The 19,032-nt window shown below is 61.8% G+C and carries 18 protein-coding genes; 8 read left to right on the forward strand and 10 right to left on the reverse strand.

From position 1 onward, the window contains the following. Positions 1-82: 82 nt before the first annotated feature. From AMK05_RS22620 to AMK05_RS22655, 8 genes are all read left to right on the forward strand, one after another. Positions 83-850, forward strand: a complete 768-nt coding sequence (locus AMK05_RS22620; protein WP_064841552.1) for a 3-hydroxyacyl-CoA dehydrogenase — start codon at positions 83-85, stop codon at positions 848-850. Between the two features lie 20 nt (positions 851-870). Then, on the forward strand, positions 871-2,058 hold the full coding sequence (locus tag AMK05_RS22625; RefSeq protein WP_064841553.1) for an acetyl-CoA C-acyltransferase: 1,188 nt from the start codon (positions 871-873) through the stop codon (positions 2,056-2,058). Between the two features lie 14 nt (positions 2,059-2,072). Continuing rightward, the gene (locus tag AMK05_RS22630) at positions 2,073-3,200 is read left to right on the forward strand and encodes an acyl-CoA dehydrogenase family protein (RefSeq protein ID WP_064841554.1); all 1,128 of its coding nucleotides are present in this window, start codon (positions 2,073-2,075) and stop codon (positions 3,198-3,200) included. Positions 3,201-3,263: 63 nt separating this feature from the next. Continuing rightward, on the forward strand, positions 3,264-4,496 hold the full coding sequence (locus AMK05_RS22635; RefSeq protein WP_064841555.1) for a 3-methyl-2-oxobutanoate dehydrogenase (2-methylpropanoyl-transferring) subunit alpha: 1,233 nt from the start codon (positions 3,264-3,266) through the stop codon (positions 4,494-4,496). A 1-nt stretch (position 4,497) separates the two neighbouring features. Continuing rightward, a complete protein-coding gene (locus AMK05_RS22640) occupies positions 4,498-5,511 on the forward strand; it encodes an alpha-ketoacid dehydrogenase subunit beta (protein ID WP_064841556.1) in 1,014 nt (337 codons plus the stop codon). Between the two features lie 3 nt (positions 5,512-5,514). Further along, positions 5,515-6,753, forward strand: coding sequence for a dihydrolipoamide acetyltransferase family protein (locus AMK05_RS22645; protein ID WP_064841557.1), 1,239 nt, complete (start codon positions 5,515-5,517; stop codon positions 6,751-6,753). 3 nt (positions 6,754-6,756) lie between these two features. Further along, the gene (gene lpdA / locus AMK05_RS22650; protein ID WP_064841558.1) at positions 6,757-8,154 is read left to right on the forward strand and encodes a dihydrolipoyl dehydrogenase; all 1,398 of its coding nucleotides are present in this window, start codon (positions 6,757-6,759) and stop codon (positions 8,152-8,154) included. A 363-nt stretch (positions 8,155-8,517) separates the two neighbouring features. Then, entirely contained in the window at positions 8,518-9,036 is a 519-nt protein-coding gene (locus AMK05_RS22655; RefSeq protein WP_064841559.1) for a tetratricopeptide repeat protein, read from the forward strand. Positions 9,037-9,253: 217 nt separating this feature from the next. Here the strand turns inward: AMK05_RS22655 and AMK05_RS22660 are convergent, their stop codons facing one another. The 10 genes from AMK05_RS22660 to AMK05_RS22705 all read right to left on the reverse strand — a co-directional run bounded on the left by AMK05_RS22660 (position 9,254) and on the right by AMK05_RS22705 (position 18,998). Beyond that, on the reverse strand, positions 9,254-9,814 hold the full coding sequence (locus AMK05_RS22660; protein WP_064841560.1) for a hypothetical protein: 561 nt from the start codon (positions 9,812-9,814) through the stop codon (positions 9,254-9,256). Positions 9,815-9,875: 61 nt separating this feature from the next. Next, entirely contained in the window at positions 9,876-11,180 is a 1,305-nt protein-coding gene (locus AMK05_RS22665; RefSeq protein ID WP_064841561.1) for a hypothetical protein, read from the reverse strand. A 15-nt stretch (positions 11,181-11,195) separates the two neighbouring features. Continuing rightward, positions 11,196-12,140 (reverse strand): type II secretion system F family protein, encoded by a 945-nt coding sequence (locus AMK05_RS22670; protein ID WP_064841562.1) that lies wholly within the window; start codon positions 12,138-12,140, stop codon positions 11,196-11,198. Positions 12,141-12,147: 7 nt separating this feature from the next. Continuing rightward, positions 12,148-13,101 carry a type II secretion system F family protein gene (locus AMK05_RS22675; RefSeq protein ID WP_064841563.1) on the reverse strand — a complete coding sequence of 318 codons (954 nt, stop codon included), beginning with the start codon at positions 13,099-13,101 and terminating at the stop codon, positions 12,148-12,150. Further along, entirely contained in the window at positions 13,098-14,543 is a 1,446-nt protein-coding gene (locus tag AMK05_RS22680) for a CpaF family protein (protein ID WP_064841564.1), read from the reverse strand. Before AMK05_RS22680 ends, AMK05_RS22675 begins: the two co-directional genes overlap by 4 nt. Positions 14,544-14,559: 16 nt before the next feature. Then, complete coding sequence (locus AMK05_RS22685; RefSeq protein ID WP_064841565.1) at positions 14,560-15,132, reverse strand: L,D-transpeptidase; 573 nt, start codon at positions 15,130-15,132, stop codon at positions 14,560-14,562. Then, entirely contained in the window at positions 15,129-16,271 is a 1,143-nt protein-coding gene (locus AMK05_RS22690; protein ID WP_064841566.1) for a response regulator/pilus assembly protein, read from the reverse strand. Before AMK05_RS22690 ends, AMK05_RS22685 begins: the two co-directional genes overlap by 4 nt. 29 nt (positions 16,272-16,300) lie before the next feature. Further along, on the reverse strand, positions 16,301-16,927 hold the full coding sequence (locus AMK05_RS22695) for a TadE/TadG family type IV pilus assembly protein (RefSeq protein WP_064841567.1): 627 nt from the start codon (positions 16,925-16,927) through the stop codon (positions 16,301-16,303). Continuing rightward, positions 16,921-17,400 carry a TadE/TadG family type IV pilus assembly protein gene (locus AMK05_RS22700; RefSeq protein ID WP_064841568.1) on the reverse strand — a complete coding sequence of 160 codons (480 nt, stop codon included), beginning with the start codon at positions 17,398-17,400 and terminating at the stop codon, positions 16,921-16,923. Before AMK05_RS22700 ends, AMK05_RS22695 begins: the two co-directional genes overlap by 7 nt. Continuing rightward, positions 17,397-18,998, reverse strand: a complete 1,602-nt coding sequence (locus AMK05_RS22705) for a TadE/TadG family type IV pilus assembly protein (protein WP_064841569.1) — start codon at positions 18,996-18,998, stop codon at positions 17,397-17,399. Before AMK05_RS22705 ends, AMK05_RS22700 begins: the two co-directional genes overlap by 4 nt. Positions 18,999-19,032: the final 34 nt, after the last annotated feature.

Genomic DNA, 19,032 nt, shown 5'->3' on the forward strand with positions numbered 1-19,032 from the left:
CTTGCAACAGGTGGAGCGAATAGAATCGCTGCTGCCGGTTGCGTCTGGAGGAGGGCGTCTGCCGGGAGGGAGGACCGGATTCATGCTGATCCCAGGAGCAAGTTTCATCGTCACCGGCGGCGGCTCAGGCCTGGGCGCGGCCACGGTGCGCGCGATTGTCGAGGCCGGCGGGCGCGTGACGATCGCCGATCTCAATGCGGGAGCGGGCGAAGAGATTGCCCGGGAATTCGGGAACGAGGTTCGCTTCGTCAAGGCCGATGTGACCGATGGCGAGGAAGGAGCTGGAGTGGTTGCCGCTGCGGTCGAAGCCTTCGGCGGCTTGCGCGGATTGGTGAATTGCGCCGGTGTCGCGCCGGCCGAAAAGGTGATCGGCCGCGACGGGCCGCATCGGCTGGAGAGTTTTGCGCGCACGCTCGGCATCAATCTCGTCGGCACGTTCAACATGATTCGGCTTGCCGCAGCCGCAATCCGGAGCATGGAGCCGGATGCCGAAGGCGAACGCGGCGTCATCGTCAACACGGCTTCGGTTGCCGCCTTCGACGGCCAGATCGGCCAGGCCGCCTATGCCGCCTCCAAGGGCGGGGTGGCGGCGATGACCTTACCGATCGCCCGTGAACTTGCCCGGCACGGCATCCGGGTCGTGTCGATCGCGCCCGGCATTTTCGAGACGCCGATGATGGCTGACATGCCGGCGGAGGTGCAGGAAGCGCTCGGCAAGAGCGTGCCCTTTCCGCCGCGGCTCGGCCGGCCGGCGGAATTTGCCGGGCTGGTACGCCATATCTTTGAAAACAACATGCTGAACGGCGAGGTCATCCGCCTCGACGGCGCATTGCGGATGGGGGCGCGGTGAGCGTCGCCCGAGGAGGGAAGATGGCATTGCAGGACCCTATCGTCATCGTCGGTGCGGCGCGCACCCCGATCGGCAGCTTTCAGGGAGAGCTGAAGGAGGCGGCCGCGCCCGAGCTTGGCGCAACGGCGATCCGCGCGGCACTTGATCGCAGCCGCGTCGAGGCCGCGGCGATCGAGGAGGTCGTCTTCGGTTGTGTGCTGCCGGCAGGGCAGGGGCAGGCGCCGGCGCGTCAGGCGGCCATCCATGCCGGCCTGCCGTTTTCGACCGGCGCCAGCACCGTCAACAAGATGTGCGGCTCGGGCATGAAGGCTGTCATGATGGCGCATGATCTGATCGCCGCCGGCAGCGCCTCGGTGACCGTCGCCGGCGGCATGGAAAGCATGACCAACGCGCCCTATCTCCTTGACAGGGCCCGCGGCGGCTACAGGCTCGGCCATGGGCGTGTCGTGGATCATATGTTCCTCGACGGGCTGGAGGATGCTTATGACAAGGGGCGCTTGATGGGCAGCTTCGCGGAGGATTGCGCCGAGGCCTATCAGTTCACGCGCGAGGCGCAGGATAGCTACGCCATCGCCTCGCTGACGCGGGCGCAGAAGGCGATTGCCGAAGGCTGTTTCGAAAGCGAGATCGTGCCGGTGACGGTCAAATCGGGCAAATCAGAGCAGGTGGCGAGCCGCGACGAACAGCCCGGCAAGGCCAGGCTCGACAAGATCCCGACACTGAAGCCCGCCTTCCGCGAGGGTGGCACGGTGACGGCGGCCAATTCCAGCTCGATTTCCGACGGCGCGGCGGCTCTTGTGCTGATGCGCCGATCCGAGGCGGAACATCGTGGGCTCAAGCCTCTCGCAACGATCCTCGGTCATGCCACCCATTCGCAGGCACCTAATCTTTTCGCCACAGCGCCGATCGGTGCGCTGCAGAAGCTGTCGGACCGTACCGGACTGGCGCTCTCCGATGTCGATCTCTTCGAGATCAACGAGGCCTTCGCCGTCGTCGCCATGGCGGCGATGCGCGATCTCGACTTGCCGCATGAAAAGGTGAACGTTCATGGCGGCGCCTGTGCCCTCGGCCATCCGATCGGCGCATCGGGGGGCCGCATCCTGGTCACGCTGCTTGCGGCGCTCGAGCGTTACGACTTGAAACGCGGCATGGCGGCACTCTGCATCGGCGGCGGCGAAGCGACGGCCGTCGCCATCGAGCGGCACTAGGGGAGGGCAAGCAGATGATCCTGTCCGAACTTCAGCAGCAGATCACAGATCTCGCCCGCGATTTTGCCCGCGACCGGCTGGCGCCGGGGGCGGCCAAGCGCGACCGGGAGCATCTTTTCCCGCGCGAGGAACTGAAGGAGATGGGCGAACTCGGTCTGCTCGGTATGCTGGTGCCGGAGGCCTATGGCGGCTCGGATACGGGCGTGGTTGCCTATGCCGCGGCACTTGAGGAGATTGCCGCCGGCGACGGGCCCTGTTCGACGATCATGAGCGTGCACTCCTCCGTCGGCTGCGTGCCGATCCTGAAATTCGGCACCGAGGAGCAGCGGCAGCGCTTCCTGCCGAAACTGGCAAGCGGCGAATGGATCGGCGGTTTTGCGCTGACCGAGCCGCAGGCGGGGTCCGACGCCTCGAACCTGAAGACCCGGGCGCGGCGGGACGGGGATCATTACGTCATCGAGGGCGCCAAGCAGTTCATCACCTCTGGAAAGAACGGCAATGTCATCATCGTCTTTGCTGTCACCGATCCCGATGCCGGCAAGAAGGGCATCACCGCCTTCATCGTGCCGACGGAGACGCCGGGCTACGAGGTGATCCGGGTCGAGGAAAAGCTCGGGCTGCATTCCACCGATACCTGCCAGATCGCCTTCAACAACATGCGCATTCCTGCAGAATTGAGGCTCGGGGCGGAAGGCGAAGGTTACCGCATCGCGCTCGCCAATCTCGAAGGCGGACGGATCGGCATCGCGGCGCAGGCGGTCGGCATGGCGCGGTCGGCTTTCGAGGCGGCGCGCGATTACGCCAGGGAGCGCACGGCCTTCGGCAAGCCGATCTTCGAGCACCAGGCGGTCGCCTTCCGCCTTGCCGATATGGCGGTGCGGATCGAGGCGGCGCGGCAGCTGGTCTTTCATGCCGCCGCCTTGAGGGAGGCCGAAATGCCCTGCCTGTCGGAAGCCTCGATGGCAAAGCTCTTTGCCTCGGAGATGGCCGAGCGCGTCTGTTCCGACGCGATCCAGATCCATGGGGGCTATGGCTACATGGCCGATTACCCGGTCGAGCGCATCTATCGCGATGTGCGCATCTGCCAGATTTATGAGGGAACGAGCGACGTGCAGCGCATGGTGATCGCCCGCAATCTATAAGAATCATATCCGGCCCCGCTCCCGGGGAGAGGGGTGTGGCCGGCAAAGGGAGGAAAGAAAAATATGGTGGATTCCGCTCGTTTGAGCCTGCACGTCCCCGAACCTGCCGTCCGACCCGGCGGCCAGCCCGATTTTTCCAACGTCAAGATTGCCAAGGCCGGTGCCGTGCCGCGGCCGGAGGTCGATGTCGCCTCGGAGGAAATCCGCGATCTTGCCTATTCGATCATCCGCGTGCTGAACCGTGACGGCGAGGCGGTCGGTCCCTGGGCGGGGTCGCTCTCGGATGAGGAACTGCTGACCGGGCTTCGCAATATGATGAAGCTGCGCGCCTTCGATGCCCGCATGCTGATGGCGCAGCGCCAGGGCAAGACCTCCTTCTACATGCAGCATCTCGGCGAAGAGGCCGTCAGCTGCGCCTTCCGCAAGGCGCTCAATAAGGGCGACATGAATTTCCCGACCTATCGCCAGGCGGGCCTGTTGATCGCCGATGATTATCCGATGGTCGAGATGATGAACCAGATCTACTCGAATGAGAGCGATCCGCTGCGCGGCCGGCAGCTGCCGATCATGTATTCCTCCAAGGAGCATGGCTTCTTCACCATCTCGGGCAATCTCGCCACCCAATATGTGCAGGCCGTCGGCTGGGCGATGGCCTCGGCGATCAAGAATGACAGCCGCATCGCCGCTGCCTGGATCGGCGACGGATCGACGGCGGAATCGGATTTCCACTCGGCGCTCGTCTTCGCCTCGACCTATAAGGCGCCTGTCATTCTCAACATCGTCAACAATCAATGGGCGATCTCCACCTTCCAGGGCATCGCCCGCGGCGGTTCCGGCACCTTTGCCGCCCGCGGCCTCGGCTTCGGCATTCCGGCGCTGCGGGTCGACGGCAACGACTATCTCGCCGTCCATGCCGTCGCCCGCTGGGCGGCCGAGCGGGCGCGGCGCAATCTCGGCCCGACGCTGATCGAATATGTGACCTACCGCGTCGGCGCACATTCGACCTCCGACGATCCGAGCGCCTATCGGCCGAAGACGGAATCGGAGGCATGGCCGCTCGGCGATCCCGTGCTGCGGCTGAAGAAACATCTGATCGTCAAGGGCGCCTGGTCGGAGGAGCGGCATGTGCAGGCGGAAGCCGAAATCATGGACGAGGTGATCGAGGCGCAGCGCCAGGCAGAGGCGCACGGCACTCTGCATGCCGGCGGCAGGCCTTCGGTGCGCGATATTTTCGAGGGCGTCTATGCAGAGATGCCGCCGCATATCCGCCGTCAGCGGCAGAAGGCGGGGTACTGACATGGCCAGGATGACGATGATCGAGGCCGTGCGCAGCGCCATGGATGTCTCGATGGCGAAGGACGACAATGTCGTGGTCTTCGGCGAGGATGTCGGCTATTTCGGCGGTGTCTTCCGCAGCACGCAGGGGCTGCAGGCAAAATACGGCAGAACCCGCTGCTTCGATACGCCGATCAGCGAATCCGGCATCGTCGGCACGGCGATCGGCATGGCCGCCTATGGGCTGAAACCCTGTGTCGAAATCCAGTTCGCCGATTACATGTATCCGGCCTATGACCAGCTGACGCAGGAGGCGGCGCGCATCCGCTACCGCTCCAACGGTGATTTTACCTGCCCGATCGTCGTGCGCATGCCGACAGGCGGCGGCATCTTCGGCGGCCAGACGCACAGCCAGAGCCCGGAAGCGCTCTTCACCCATGTCTGCGGGCTGAAGGTGATTGTTCCCTCCAATCCTTACGACGCCAAAGGCCTGCTGATCGCGGCGATCGAAGATCCTGACCCCGTCATGTTCCTGGAGCCGAAGCGGCTTTATAACGGCCCGTTCGACGGCCATCACGAGCGGCCGGTCACACCCTGGTCGAAACATGATCTGGGCGAGGTGCCCGATGGCCATTACACCATCCCGATCGGCAAGGCCGAGGTCCGGCGCGAGGGATCGGCGGTGACCGTGATTGCTTACGGCACGATGGTGCATGTGGCGCTCGCCGCAGCCGAAGATGCCGGCATCGATGCCGAGGTGATCGATCTCAGAAGCCTGCTGCCGCTCGATCTCGATACGATCGTCAAATCGGTTACCAAGACCGGGCGCTGTGTCGTTGTCCACGAGGCGACCCTGACGTCGGGCTTTGGCGCCGAGGTCGTGTCGCTGGTGCAGGAACATTGCTTCTATCATCTCGAAGCGCCTGTTGTGCGCGTCGCCGGCTGGGACACGCCCTATCCGCATGCGCAGGAGTGGGACTATTTCCCCGGTCCCGGCCGTGTCGGGCGGGCGCTTGCCGAAGTCATGGAGGCCTGAGCCGTGGGCGAATTCATCATCAAGATGCCGGATGTGGGCGAAGGGGTCGCCGAGGCCGAGCTGGTGGAATGGCACGTGAAGGCAGGAGATCCGGTCCGCGAGGACATGGTGATCGCCGCCGTCATGACCGACAAGGCGACCGTGGAAATTCCCTCGCCCGTCAATGGCACCGTCACCTGGCTCGCCGGCGAGGTCGGAGACCGGATCGCGGTCAAGGCGCCGCTGGTGCGGATCGAGACGGCGGGTAATGCCGGCGAGGCTCCGCCTGTGCAGATCTCGCAGGCCCCCGTTGCGGAACCGGCCAAGGTCGAAGCTGCGCAGCCCGCTCCGGTCGCTCCGCCTGCGCCGGCTCACGCATTGCCTCCGGCCGAAAGGCCGCTCGCCGCACCGTCCGTGCGGCTCTTCGCCAGGGAAAATGGCGTCGATCTCCGGCAAGTGCAGGGCACGGGACCTGCCGGCCGCATCCTGCGCGAGGATGTCGAGCAGTTTCTGTCTCAGGGAGCCGCGCCCGCAACGGTAAAGAATGGTCTCGCCAGAAAGATGGCGACGGAGGAGATCAAGCTGACCGGCCTGCGCCGCCGCATCGCCGAGAAGATGGTGCTGTCCACCTCGCGCATTCCCCACATCACCTATGTGGAGGAAGTCGACATGACCGCGCTCGAGGAATTGCGCGCCACGATGAACAGCGACCGCCGGGAAGGGCACTCGAAGCTGACAGTGCTGCCCTTCCTGATGCGGGCGCTGATCAAGGCCATTTCCCAACAGCCTGAGGTCAACGCCACCTTCGACGACGATGCCGGCATCATCACACGCCACAGTGCCGTGCATATCGGCATCGCCACGCAGACGCCCGCCGGTCTGACCGTGCCGGTGGTGCGGCACGCGGAAGCACGCGGCATCTGGGATTGCGCCGCCGAGATGGTCCGGTTGGCGGAAGCGGCGCGGTCGGGCACGGCGACGCGCGATGAGCTTTCCGGCTCGACCATCACCATCAGCTCGCTCGGCGCGCTTGGCGGTATCGTCTCGACACCTGTTATCAACCATCCCGAAGTGGCGATCATCGGCGTCAACAAGATCGCCACACGTCCGGTCTGGGACGGCGCGCAATTCGTGCCGCGCAAGATGATGAACCTGTCCTCCAGCTTCGATCATCGCATCATCGACGGCTGGGATGCGGCGACCTTCGTCCAACGCATCCGTACGCTCCTGGAAACCCCGGCGCTCATTTTCATCGAAGGCTGATCCATGAAAGAGATTGTCTGCAAGCTCCTCGTCATCGGCGCTGGTCCGGGCGGTTATGTCTGCGCCATCCGCGCCGGCCAGCTCGGTGTCGATACCGTCATCGTCGAGGCCGGCAAGCCCGGCGGCACCTGCCTGACGGTCGGCTGCATTCCTTCCAAGGCCTTGATCCATGCGGCTGAGGAATTCGAGGCGACGCAGAAAATGCTCGCCGGCAAAAATCCGATGGGCATTCGCGTCGAAGGCGCCTCGATCGATCTTGCCAGGACGATCGCCTGGAAGGACGGCATCGTCGGCCGGCTGACGGGCGGGGTCTCGGGTCTCTTGCAGAAGGCCCGGGTTAAGATCGTCCATGGCCGGGCCCACTTTCGCGACGGCAAGACGGTGGAGGTCGAGACGGAAACCGGCCAGCAGATCATCCGCGCCGAGACCGTCGTGATCGCCACCGGTTCCGATCCGGTCGAGCTTTCCAACTTGCCATTCGGCGGCCGCGTCATCTCCTCGACCGAGGCGCTGTCGCTGACGGAGCTGCCGAAAAAGCTGGTCGTGGTCGGCGGCGGTTATATCGGCTTGGAACTCGGAATGGCTTTCTCCAAGATGGGATCGGAAGTGACGGTGGTCGAGGCGACGCCGCAGGTGCTGCCGCTCTATGATGGGGAACTGGTGCGCCCCGTCATGCGCAAGCTGACCGAAAGCGGCATCCGGGTGCTGACAGGCGCGAAGGCGATGGGCCTTGCCGACAACGGTGAGGCGTTGCTTGTCGAAACCTCCGACAGCCGGCGAGAAAGCCTGCCGGCCGACCGCATCCTTGTGACCGTCGGCCGCCGCCCGCGAACGGCGGGCTCCGGTCTCGAAGAACTCGATCTCGATCGCGCCGGCCCTTATCTGAGGATCGACGATCGCTGCCGCACATCGATGCGTGGCATCTATGCGATCGGCGACGTGACCGGCGAGCCGATGCTGGCGCATCGCGCCATGGCGCAAGGCGAGATGGTGGCGGAGATCATCGCCGGCAAGAAACGCGCCTGGGACAAGCGCTGCATTCCGGCCATCTGCTTCACCGATCCGGAGATTGTCAGCGTCGGTCTCTCGCCGGCCGAAGCGCAAGCGCAAGGTTATGAAATCCGCACCGGCCAGTTTCCCTTCAGCGCCAATGGACGGGCGATGACGATGCTGTCCGAAGAGGGCTTCGTGCGCGTCGTCGCCCGCGCCGACACCAACCTCGTTCTCGGCCTGCAGGCAGTTGGGGCAGGGGTTTCCGAACTCTCGGCGTCCTTTGCGCTGGCGATCGAGATGGGCGCGCGCCTCGAAGACATTGCCGGCACCATCCACGCGCATCCGACCCGCAGCGAAGCGGTCATGGAGGCGGCGCTGAAGGCTTTGGGGAGTGCTCTGCATATCTGAGCCGAGCTGGCCAAGACAAAGAAGGAGGCGTCCCAGGATTTGCGAACAAGTGAAGAACGCCGAGCCTCTGCCGATATGTGCGCTTGATGAATGGCGATCCGCATACGGCGTTCCATCCTTTGCCCTGACGAGCGGAGTTAAGCGACGTTGATTGAATTTCCACTCTAAGAATCGCCGGACGCATGATACTACCGTAAATAGGTGGCGTTCATCGCTCCGGCGCATTCCGGCGAAGACCGGGTTTGTCGCTTTTTTGCGGCTATTTGCTCAAATTCTTGAGTTGTTAGCTTTTTTTGACGATGATTTCGGGTGAACGTATCCGAAATTCAGGTAAGAATGTCTGACGGGGAGATCAAATTGCCAATGCTGCAGATCAAAGCTGGAACGACATGCATCGCATTTTTGATAGCGACCGGGGCGATTTTGGCCGGTTGCCAGTCAGCCACTGATGGCTTGGCTGCCTATGGCGACAGCGCAAAGACGCTCGAGGATGACTCAGCCGTCGCCTTCTATAAAAACGACGAGTTGATAACCACCGGAAAACTGCAGTTTCAGGAAAAGAACTACGGAAAATCCTACGCCATTTACAAGCGGGCGGTTGACGTTTTTCCGGAAGATCCGGCCGCCTGGCTGGGTTTTGCAGCCTCCGCCGACATGGTTGCCCGCTTCGACACATCCGACCGCGCCTACCAGCAGCTCTCGCGCATGATCGGCAACACCCCAGTTTACTACAACAATATTGGATATTCTCACCTTTTACGCGGTGATTTACGCAACGCCAGACGGTATTTCTTGAAAGCCTATGAGCTTGATCCCGGAAACGAAGTCACAGCCCGCAATCTCGAATTGATGAAGAATAGCGTAAATTACGCTCAGCGCTGATAAGCTTTTCAGCGATCTGCATCGGGATGAGAGTGCCGTTGCCGCGTTGCGAGCATCGGCGCGGCGCCCCTGGCAGCGTCCAGCGATTGCTTTCAAGCATGCGTCGCGCAAAATTGTGCAGCGGTTTTGCGGCAGGGACATCGCCTAAATGCAAAGACCCAAAGCTCGTCACATGGAGCACGTCTGATGCGACGTGCTTTGCAGGTGAAGCCTTTATCTAACGTGCCTTCCGAAGGATGAGCTGGCCTTCCGGCGAGAGCGTTCGTTCGTAACGCGGCAGGTCGTTGACGGCAATGCCGCCGGCTGCGATCGACGCAAGACTGCTGTCCGGCATTTGAGTTTCCACCGACGCGGCACGGGGTGCGAAAAATTGTGCCGGTTCCTTGCCGGGCGCGCTCAGGACCAAAGCCGAACCCATCCGAAGATTGCTTGTGTCGTTCTGCCGTTCGTTCACCACGGCCTTTTGCAGCGCATCCATCTGCTGGCGAATCACTGCGACGTCGTTGGCCTTGGCATTGTCGTCAATCTTGCCCGACTGCTTTTCCATCTGTCCTCTCAGGCCGTCGATGGACCTTTTCAGCGCGGCGATGGTCTCGCGGCTCTCGCGAACATCCGCCGAGTTTTTGGCGGTATAGATGAGAACGCCGGCATTCACAGGCAGGAGCATCAGGAGCAAACCGACGAGCAGCGGGCTTTTTGAGCCTTTCTGTTCTACGGTTCGCACATTGCCTGGTTTTGGTCGTTCTGCTTCGACCTCGATGCTCGGAATGCTGGTCATTCGTTTACTCCTCCGTAAGTCATTCAATCTGCCTTGGCCGTGATTGGCGCCAGTCCGCAAATCATTCCGATGTAAACACACCTTCCCATGCCCGTTCGAGCATGTCGAGCGATGCGTTTTTTGCTATTCCGTTGAAATCGCAGTAAGAACCGACGAAATCCAAAAGATATTTCGGATGATAGCAAGAGGCCGGCATATCGCCATTATACTTGCGATCGTAGAACAGGTTCAGGTCTGGATCGCAGACAACCAATCCGTTGCCGCCGGCATAGGATTTGAAGATCCTGATATATTCGTCGCGCGACGGCGTGTTCACGAAGATCTTGTATTTCAGACGCCGCAAGCCGGCCTCGTCGGAAAGGTCCTTCGGGGCGATATTCGTCGAAAATACCACCAGTTCGTCAAAGGGAACCTTGAACTTCTTGCCGGTGTGCAGCGTCAGGAAGTCATAGCCGCGCTCGAGCGGCACGATCCAGCGATTGATCAGCGCCTGCGGCGCCACTTGCTGGCGGCCGAAGTCGTCGATGATGAAAACGCCGCCGGATGCCTTCAAATGGATGGGCGCTTCATAGATATTCGGTCCGGCGTTGAAGGTGAGATCGAGCTGATCGAGGGTCAATTCCCCGCCCGTCTTGATCACCGGACGGCGGCATTCGATCCAACGCTGATCAGCCTTCGGATGGGATTCCGTAGCAGCCTCCGATATGGGCTGATGCACGGCCTCGTCATAGAAACTGATGACATGGCCGCCGACCTCGATGGCGTAAGGCACCCAGATCGTTTGGCGAAACAGTTGCGACGTCCGCTCGGCGATGCTGGTCTTTCCGTTTCCGGGTGGGCCGTAAAGCAGGATGGAGCGGCCGGAATTGATGGCGGGGCCGAGCTTTTCGACCAGGGTGTGCGAGAGCACCAGCCCGGCAAGGCTGTCGGTCAGCCGCTCCGGAGTTACGCGCTCGTCGTGGATGGACTGCAGACCGACTTGCCGGCAGAAAGCGTCCAGCGACACCGGCGCCGGCCCGGCATATTGGCATTGACGCAACGCCGTATGGGCATATTCAAGCCCCTTCATGGAAAGCGCATATCGAATATCGGATCTCACATCCTCGCCAGCCAGGCCGCGCGCCTCGAGATATGCGAGTTTCACCAATTCCTTGATCAGGATATTGGCGATCACTTTCGGCAATTTCATGCGCTCAGCCAGATGAGAGGCCGTAGTCGTATCCTGCTCGGCCGCGCATTTGGCCGCCAGCCGAAGCAGGAAAGACGGATCCAGTCCGGCTTGTTCCATGCTTGCCGGCGCCATCGGCATGCGCGGATCGAGGGAAATGATCGCGTCGTTTCGGTTCTGTTCGAGCGGATACTGCATACGACCTCGCTTGGCTCAACCGCCGGGTTTCATGCTGATAAGAAGACTGACGACGCGCATAACGACGGGAACAAGAACGATGATGAGGCTGACCGGAAAAAGGAAGGCGCCGAGCGGTAGCAGCATTTTGACCGGCAGGGCGTTTGCCTTTTCCTCCGCGCGAACAATACGGATGTCGCGCATTTCCTTGCAGTAGACCCGCAGCGTCTGCGTTACGCTGGTCCCGAGCTCCTCCGATTGACGAAACAGAACGGAAAGGGCCCGGGCTTCGTCAATCCTCAGGCGGATAGCAAGGTTGGCGAGCGCCTCGCGCAATCGCCGGCCGCCGCGCACTTCCAGCATCATGATCGACAGATGCAGGCCGAAATCCTGCCGCTTGTCGACGAATTCCCGGGCAACACGGTTCGCCGCCGCCTCGATGCTCATGCCCGCATCGAGGCAGACGATCAGCATATCCATGAAATCGGGAAAGAGGCGGCGGTACTCCCTCTCCTTGGCAGCGCCGCGCCGGTCGATATAGATGTTGACCAGTATAAAGGTGGAGCCCGCGGCAAACATGGCAGCGATCAATGTCGCTACCCCTGACATATCAGGCACGACCCAATTGAGAGCCCAGACCACCGAGACCATCACGCCGATGCAGACCGCGGCGCGAACCACCTGGAAGGTGGTCACGGCGCCGGCGGCAAAATAGCCCGCCCGGATCAGCCGGTTCTGGGTGGAGTTCACATTGGTGTCACGTCGCGTAATCTCGAAATAGCGACGAATTAGGCGGTTTTCCGCCTCGCCGAGATCGGCGATTGTCGTATCGCCAAGATGGAACTCCTCGCGGGCTGTCGCCGAGCTTTTCGACACCCGAACCGAGACCTCGCGCTGGCGAAAAAACAATTCCGAGGCGGCCGCAGTAAAGATCAGCACTGCGAAGAAGACGATGAGATAAATTCCATACTCACTCGACATGACCGCCTCAGTACTCGAAGTTGACCATCTTGTAGAGAATGACATTCCCGATCGCCATGACGGCCAGCAGCGCGGTCACCACGACGGCTCCGTGGCCGCTCTCCCAGACGGGATCGAAGTAGGTCGGCGACAACATCTTGATCATCGCGTAGAGCAGAAACGGATACATCGACATGAAGATCGCCGTGATGCGTCCTTCCGAGGAAATCGCCTTGACCTTTGCCTTCAGCATCGACCGGTCTCGCAGCGTCTTCGAAAGGTTCTGCAGGATCTCCACGAGGTTTCCGCCGGTTCCCGCCTGGACGCTCAGCGATATCGCAAGCAGGTTCAGATCCTCGACGCCGACGCGGTCCGCCAGGTTGACCAGCGCATCGTCCAGCGTCACGCCGTAGGTGAGTTCATCCGAGAGCAGACCGAATTCGGTGCCGATCGGATCAGGCATCTCGCGCGCCACCAAAGAAATCGCCGCCGGCAGCGGATGGCCGGCGGCCAGGCTGCGATTGGCGACATCGAGCGCTTCGGGAAGCTTCAGTTCGAATTTCCTCATGCGGCGTGCCCGGGCACGCCAGACGACGAGTGCAGGGACGAGGAGGCCGACGAGAAGAAAGACAGGGATCCTGAACAGCGTGCTCGGCACGAGGAACTGAACGATCAGCCACGTCAGAAGTGCGCCCGCGATCGCGAAGATAGCAAATCGCCTGGCATCGAACTTGATCCCCGACTGGGCGTAGAACCGCAGCAGCCGCTGCATCACCGGGGTTTGCCGCCAACTGGTTGCGGCGCCGCGTTCCTTCAGCATATCGCTATAGGTCTTGCGATGATCATCGCTGACCTCGAGCAAGCTCAGCCGATGGTTCACGGCGCGGTGGCGTTCGGATGTCTTGAAGTAGCCGCGCAGTATCGCTTCGACGGCAACAAGGGCGGCGGTGAAAACGGCCGCGTAAAGGAGAAGCAGGGTCATTGAACAGGTCCCGTCTGCAGCGGTTTGCCGGGATCGAAAATCGTCACGGGGATCTCGATCCCGAGTTCGGCAAATTCCTCGACGAAGCGCGGCCGGATGCCGGTGGCGCGGAATTCTCCATGGATCCGCCCGCCTTCATCGGTGCCGATTTTCTTGAATTTCATAATCTCCTGCATCTGCACGACTTCACCTTCCATGCCGGTGATCTCGGAAATCGAGACAACTTTGCGGGTGCCGTCGCTCAGGCGCTGGACCTGCACGATCATGGTGATGGCCGACGAGATCTGCGAGCGAATGCTGATCTGCGACATCGGCATCCCGGCCATGCCGACCATCTGCTCAAGCCGGCCGACGGCGTCGCGCGGCGTATTGGCGTGAATGGTCGTCATCGACCCCTCGTGACCGGTATTCATCGCCTGCAGCATATCGAAGGCTTCGTCGCCGCGGACTTCGCCGACGATGATGCGGTCGGGACGCATGCGCAGGGCGTTTTTCAAAAGTTCGCGTTGCCGGATCTCGTTGCGTCCGTCGAGCGTCGGCGGCCGGGTCTCCAAACGCCCGACATGCGGCTGCTGCAGTTGAAGCTCGGCCGCATCCTCGATGGTGATCAGGCGCTCCTTCGGAGAAATCTGCGACGAAAGCGCGTTCAGCAAGGTGGTCTTGCCGGAACCGGTGCCGCCCGAAATGACCATCGACACCTTGCCCTTGACCGCGGCGCTGAGAAGGATGCGCATCGCATCGGCCATGGCGCCATATTGCACGAGGCGCTCCATCGTCAGCGGCTTGCGGGTGAATTTACGGATGGAGACGAGCGGTCCATCGACCGAGATCGGCCGGATGGCGACGTTGACACGCGAGCCATCCTTGAGGCGGGCGTCGACCATCGGCGTCGACTCGTCGACGCGGCGGCCGACCGCCGAGACGATCTTGTTGATCACCCGAAGCAGATGGTCCTCGTCCTTGAACCGCACGGCGGTGCTCTCGAGCTTGCCGCTCCGCTCGACATAGACGCTGTTGTAACCGTTGATAAGAATATCTGCGATCGTGTCGTCGGCCAGCAGCGGCTCGATCGGTCCGAGCCCCAGCATCTCGTCGGTGATATCGCGGATCAGATCATTGATTTCCTTGGCATTGAGCGGAAAGTTGTTGGTCCGGATATAATCCTTGACCAATGGCCGGATCTCGGTGGCGATCTCCTCGTTGTCGAGTGTGTCGAGGATCCCGAGATTGATGCGATCGAGCAGGTAACGGTGCAGATTGACCCGCTCGGAAACCATGTCCGGCCCGAGCGAAGCCTCTTCCTCCCTCGCCGTGGCGCCCTCAGAGGCCGGTTGGTTGGGCATGGCTTGAGCCGCGCCAATCAAAGACAGTTCGGCCGCCTCCGGATGTTCCCGCTTTTCCGGCTCCTGCCTGTAGAAACGCCCCATGATACCGCTCGCCATGCGTCCCACCCCTGAACTATTTTACAATGACCGTGGAACCGACCTTCACCCTCTCATAGAGATCGATGACGTCGGCATTGCTCATGCGAAAACAGCCCGATGAGGCGAAACCGCCGACCGTCGACTGCTCGTTCGTTCCATGAATGCGGTAGAGCGTGTCGGCCCCGCCCTTGTAGAGATAGATCCCGCGAGCACCCAAAGGATTGAGCGGCCCGGCGGGCACCAGATCCGGAAGTCCGGCTGCGCGCGCCTTCATCTCGGCAGGCGGGCGCCAGTCGGGCCACTCTGCCTTGCGTCCGACCTTGACGGTACCGCTCCAGCGAAACCCGTCTCGTCCGACGCCGATTTTGTACCGGATAGCGCGTCCTTCGGAGATGACGAGATCCAGCGTGCGGTTGCTACTGACGATGACGATTGTCCCGGCCGCGTAGCTTTTTTCGATCGTCACCACGGCGCTTGTCGTCGGCCCGAGGCTGCGTGGCACAAGCCCGGCTGCCGCGGCATTTCCGGCGGGGGCCAGAATTGCCAAAACGGCAAGGCCGGCACCGGTTGCGCGGGATCTTATACGCCCACTGTCGATCGCCCTCATCGCACCAGCGCCCCAAGTTTGCCGACCGCGCCGCAGAAGCGCGCCCGGGAATTCACTTGAAATGGCAGCACGCCGCGATTGACCGCCTCGCTCAAAGTCTCCCAGTCATCCCCGATGACATGCGTCGGGATCTCCTTGAATATCTTTTCCGTTTGTTGTCGGCGCAGGCCGAGGCCGAAAAGCTTGGAGCGGTATTTGTTGATGACGATGAATATCTGATCCGCACTGCCCCGCAGCCGCACCAGATTGGCAAACAGATCCTTGGCTTGAGAAAGCGCAGGCACCGTCATTTCCGTGACGATGCAGACGCTGTTGACCGACGTGAGCACCTCGTATTTCCACGGCGTGTCATAATAGGGAACGTCGATGATCGTGTGATCGCTCTCGAAGGCGGCCACGTCGAGCATGCGCAGCACGAGTTCACGGCCCTTCGGCGCCAGAAGCACGGATGGCTGCTTGAAGGACAGCAGCGAAAAGCCGCCCGAATGCCGCTTTCTGACCAGATCGATGAATTCCAGATCGACCCGGGACGGATTGGCGATGACCGGTTTCAAGTCGTAGTCGTTGACGAGGTTGAGGTAATAGCCAAGCGTTCCGGAGCAGAAATCCGTGTCGAACAAGTCGATCCGCGGCGTGGAATTCTTGATTGGCTGGGCCAGCACATGCGCAAGCGACGAGGCGATCACGCTGGCGCCTGCGCCGCCGACGGCCGAGACCACGGCATGCACCCGGCTGTCGCTCGCGCCGGTGCCCGGCGCATGGGTGGAGATCATGTCGATCAGTGCGCGGCGCTCGAGCGGCTTCTTCAGCCAGTCATTGCCGTTCAGGCGAAAGAGCAGCCGCAGCATGTCGTCCGGCAGGTCTTCGGAAACGACGACCAGCGGAATGTCCCGATAGCTGGTGCGAAACGTGAAAAGCTCCGGCTGCTGCAGCAATTTCCCATTGTCGACGTCGAGAACGATAAGGTCGAACTGCGCCGGATCGAACCGGCCCTTTTCCGCGAGCGCCTTCAGCGCGAGATGGCGGACATCGTAACGTGACAACGACCCGAACGTATCGAGCATGAAGCTCGCTGCAGCCGCGTCGTCGGAAAGGACCAGGATCTTGGTAGATGCGGCAATGTTCATGTGCGCTGTCATTTTCGCTTTCCTACGCGTAAATTAAGGAGTCAGCAGGTGGAGCACGTCTTCAGATCTTCCGTCGTGATCGTCACCGGGTGGGCCGGGATGGTGACGTCGTTCAGTCCCAACAGGCCGCCGAGCACCGGCAGATCGAAGGTGATATCGCGCACCTCGAGCCGCATCGTCAGCACAGGCCCGTCCGGCCGGCCCCAATAGCCGAGCCCCGATCGCTGATAGGTGACCATCAGCTTATCCGGGGTGATGCGCCAGTTGAGGTCGCAAATGCCGGGGTGAGGATCGGTTCCCGCGTTGCAGACGCCGTCGCTTCCGAGCACAATCCGGTTCAATGCCGCCGTACTGCAGTTCGCAAGAGCTGGTCCGCAAGTCGAGGATATCGTGGCATCGTTCGGCGCCGCTTTGCCGTTGTTGAGCGGATCGGCAGCGTCGGTTGGGAAAGCGGCATTGAAATTCGTCGTCAACGGATCGGATACGGCCGCCAGGCGAGCACCATATTGCAGCGCCTTGACCGTCTGGTTCCACTGCGACATGGCATAGCCGAACTCGATGAAGGCGGCGAACACCAGCATGACGATCGGAAAGGTCAGCAATGCTTCGACGAGGCTGACACCGCTGTTATCCTGCCAGAATGCCTTGATTGCCCTAGGGATCACCATCCGATGTACCTCTCTTCATGGAAGGAACTGATGGTGATGGCGTCGATTCCGAGAAAGCTGAACACCGGCGAACTCTGGTAGAGATGAGCCGTGGAAATGGTGATGTTCCCATCCGCATCGGGTGCGGTGATGGTGATGTCGGCAGGGTTGGTCCAGCCGGGGACGCGGGGTGTGGCGCCTGCCGCGGGCGTTTGCGTTCCGTAAAAGGCGATCGTCTTCGCAGTCGCCTGATTGCAGGTCGGCACATAGGTTCCCGACAGCGGCCGGCATCGCGAGAGGTAACGCCCCGCATCGCGCAAGCCTGCGTCGATCTGCATACGCTCCCAGAAGATACTGCCGAATTCTAGTATTCCAGCCGCAAAGAGCGTCACGAAGGGGATGGCGAGCAGCGCTTCGGCAAGCACCGCGCCTTCCTCCTGCCGCCAGAAGCCTGGGCAAAGCCGATGCCGGATAAAGTTGCGGAGCGCCATCATCTGACCAGTTCCGCTTCTTCCCGCAGGAATTCGTCCAGCGTCCCGCGGCCACCCATGCCCGAGATGTCGATCACCTCGAGCGAAAGATAGCGCTCGCTACCGGCCTTGATCGCCGGTTTGGTCATGAACATGCGCGCAAAGGCAACCGCCTGCGTCTGTTTCTGACCATTCAGATGGCCCACCGATGCCTCGTAGCCGCAATTGACGATTGCGGCGAAAATCTCTCGGCGATCGCCGTACTCGCTACCCGTGTAGTTCGAGAGAGCAGGTCCCGAATAGCACTGACCGCCGCCGGTCGTCGGCGTACCGACCTCGCCGTTCGCAGAGGCATGGTTGAGCAGCGCCGCGGTATTGAGCTCGTAACGATAGACATCATAGGCAGAGGGCCGGCTCGGCGTTCCGGTGGCCCCCGGGGGATAGCTGGAATAGTTGCCGAGGATCGCGCTGACCGACGGCGCCGTGCCTCCCTGGGCGACACTCCAGTAGTTTGCGTAGTTCCAATTGTTGCCGGTGCTGATCTTGCCGCCGCCGAGGGGGCTCATGGTTGCGCCGTAGCCCAAAGGCACCGCCTTGGTGACATCGCCGACCGTGCTGCCGACCATCGCCGGGTCGTAGCCTTTGCAGCCGTTCTGCCCTGTTTGCTTTTGCGCGGAGCGGACGTTCTGGGCCGGGCGATAGCGGCTGTCCCCGCGCGAGCCCTTGAACGACCCCTCATAAATACCGAAGCGCGTATTGACGCCAGCTTCAACGGGTCCTGCCATGGCACCCGTCTTGGTATCGAGGCTGTCCTGGGTATAACAGGCCCCCGGATTGCCGGTGGCCAGAGCCTCTGCCATCACGTTCGCACCATTGCCCAGCGGCGTCCGCAGGAATCCGAAATTGCCAGGCCCGGGATTGGCGGAGGACGTGCTGTACATTTCGATCTGTCGGCCGTAGAGATTGCCAGCCGCGAAGTTGGTGTGGAGATCCGTCGCCGCCTGCTGGCTGGCGGCCTCGCTCGTATTGCCCGCCGGCTCGTAGGGATTGCAGATAAAGATCGGCGTCACGTCGCAGGCGCTGGCGTGGTATACCGCCACGGCATCGGCAGCGATGTTGATTGTGCTGCGGGTAAAGCCGACCGGGACCGGAAAGATCGTCTGCATCGCCTGCGGCTTGGCGATGACCCAGGCGTAGGACGCTTCGCTGGCCACTGTCGTTTCCATCGAAGACGGGATCGGCGTATCGTCGTTGGCCGGGATGTTCTTCAGAAAGAGCACTGTGACCGTGCTGCCGGCGTCGTTTCCGGCGTCATAGGTGACGCTGATGTGCGAGCCGAGCGACATGCCGGCCCCGCCTCCGGAAAAAGCCGCGCTATTGGCGATTTTCTCGATCGCCGTCTGCGCCCTCGAAATGGCATCGTCGCGGCCATCGAGTTCGCGGGCTCCGGCCAGTGCCATCGCATCGACCGCGTTCTGGAGATCGGTATGCAGGTTGCTGCTGCGGCCGACATCGATGACCAGCAGCGAAAAACCGAGAAGCATGGGCATGGCGATGAGCGTCAAGGCGATGACATAGCCACGATGATCATTCCAGAACCGTCTGACAACCCTGCTCAGCATTGGCCTACCCCATCACGGCTTTCGCCGTGACGAC

Origin of the sequence: Rhizobium sp. N324, from assembly GCF_001664485.1 — a bacterium.
Taxonomy (GTDB): Bacteria; Pseudomonadota; Alphaproteobacteria; order Rhizobiales; family Rhizobiaceae; genus Rhizobium.

What these genes read in the sequence shown, in the direction of transcription:
- AMK05_RS22660 (WP_064841560.1), bottom strand. Translation starts at nt 9,814, where the DNA reads ATGACCAGCATTCCGAGCATCGAGGTCGAAGCAGAACGACCAAAACCA.
- AMK05_RS22690 (WP_064841566.1), bottom strand. Translation starts at nt 16,271, where the DNA reads ATGACAGCGCACATGAACATTGCCGCATCTACCAAGATCCTGGTCCTT.
- lpdA (WP_064841558.1), top strand. Translation starts at nt 6,757, where the DNA reads ATGAAAGAGATTGTCTGCAAGCTCCTCGTCATCGGCGCTGGTCCGGGC.
- AMK05_RS22665 (WP_064841561.1), bottom strand. Translation starts at nt 11,180, where the DNA reads ATGCAGTATCCGCTCGAACAGAACCGAAACGACGCGATCATTTCCCTC.
- AMK05_RS22695 (WP_064841567.1), bottom strand. Translation starts at nt 16,927, where the DNA reads ATGGTGATCCCTAGGGCAATCAAGGCATTCTGGCAGGATAACAGCGGT.
- AMK05_RS22670 (WP_064841562.1), bottom strand. Translation starts at nt 12,140, where the DNA reads ATGTCGAGTGAGTATGGAATTTATCTCATCGTCTTCTTCGCAGTGCTG.
- AMK05_RS22685 (WP_064841565.1), bottom strand. Translation starts at nt 15,132, where the DNA reads ATGAGGGCGATCGACAGTGGGCGTATAAGATCCCGCGCAACCGGTGCC.
- AMK05_RS22640 (WP_064841556.1), top strand. Translation starts at nt 4,498, where the DNA reads ATGGCCAGGATGACGATGATCGAGGCCGTGCGCAGCGCCATGGATGTC.
- AMK05_RS22635 (WP_064841555.1), top strand. Translation starts at nt 3,264, where the DNA reads ATGGTGGATTCCGCTCGTTTGAGCCTGCACGTCCCCGAACCTGCCGTC.
- AMK05_RS22630 (WP_064841554.1), top strand. Translation starts at nt 2,073, where the DNA reads ATGATCCTGTCCGAACTTCAGCAGCAGATCACAGATCTCGCCCGCGAT.
- AMK05_RS22680 (WP_064841564.1), bottom strand. Translation starts at nt 14,543, where the DNA reads ATGGCGAGCGGTATCATGGGGCGTTTCTACAGGCAGGAGCCGGAAAAG.
- AMK05_RS22675 (WP_064841563.1), bottom strand. Translation starts at nt 13,101, where the DNA reads ATGACCCTGCTTCTCCTTTACGCGGCCGTTTTCACCGCCGCCCTTGTT.
- AMK05_RS22655 (WP_064841559.1), top strand. Translation starts at nt 8,518, where the DNA reads ATGCTGCAGATCAAAGCTGGAACGACATGCATCGCATTTTTGATAGCG.
- AMK05_RS22700 (WP_064841568.1), bottom strand. Translation starts at nt 17,400, where the DNA reads ATGATGGCGCTCCGCAACTTTATCCGGCATCGGCTTTGCCCAGGCTTC.
- AMK05_RS22625 (WP_064841553.1), top strand. Translation starts at nt 871, where the DNA reads ATGGCATTGCAGGACCCTATCGTCATCGTCGGTGCGGCGCGCACCCCG.
- AMK05_RS22620 (WP_064841552.1), top strand. Translation starts at nt 83, where the DNA reads ATGCTGATCCCAGGAGCAAGTTTCATCGTCACCGGCGGCGGCTCAGGC.
- AMK05_RS22705 (WP_064841569.1), bottom strand. Translation starts at nt 18,998, where the DNA reads ATGCTGAGCAGGGTTGTCAGACGGTTCTGGAATGATCATCGTGGCTAT.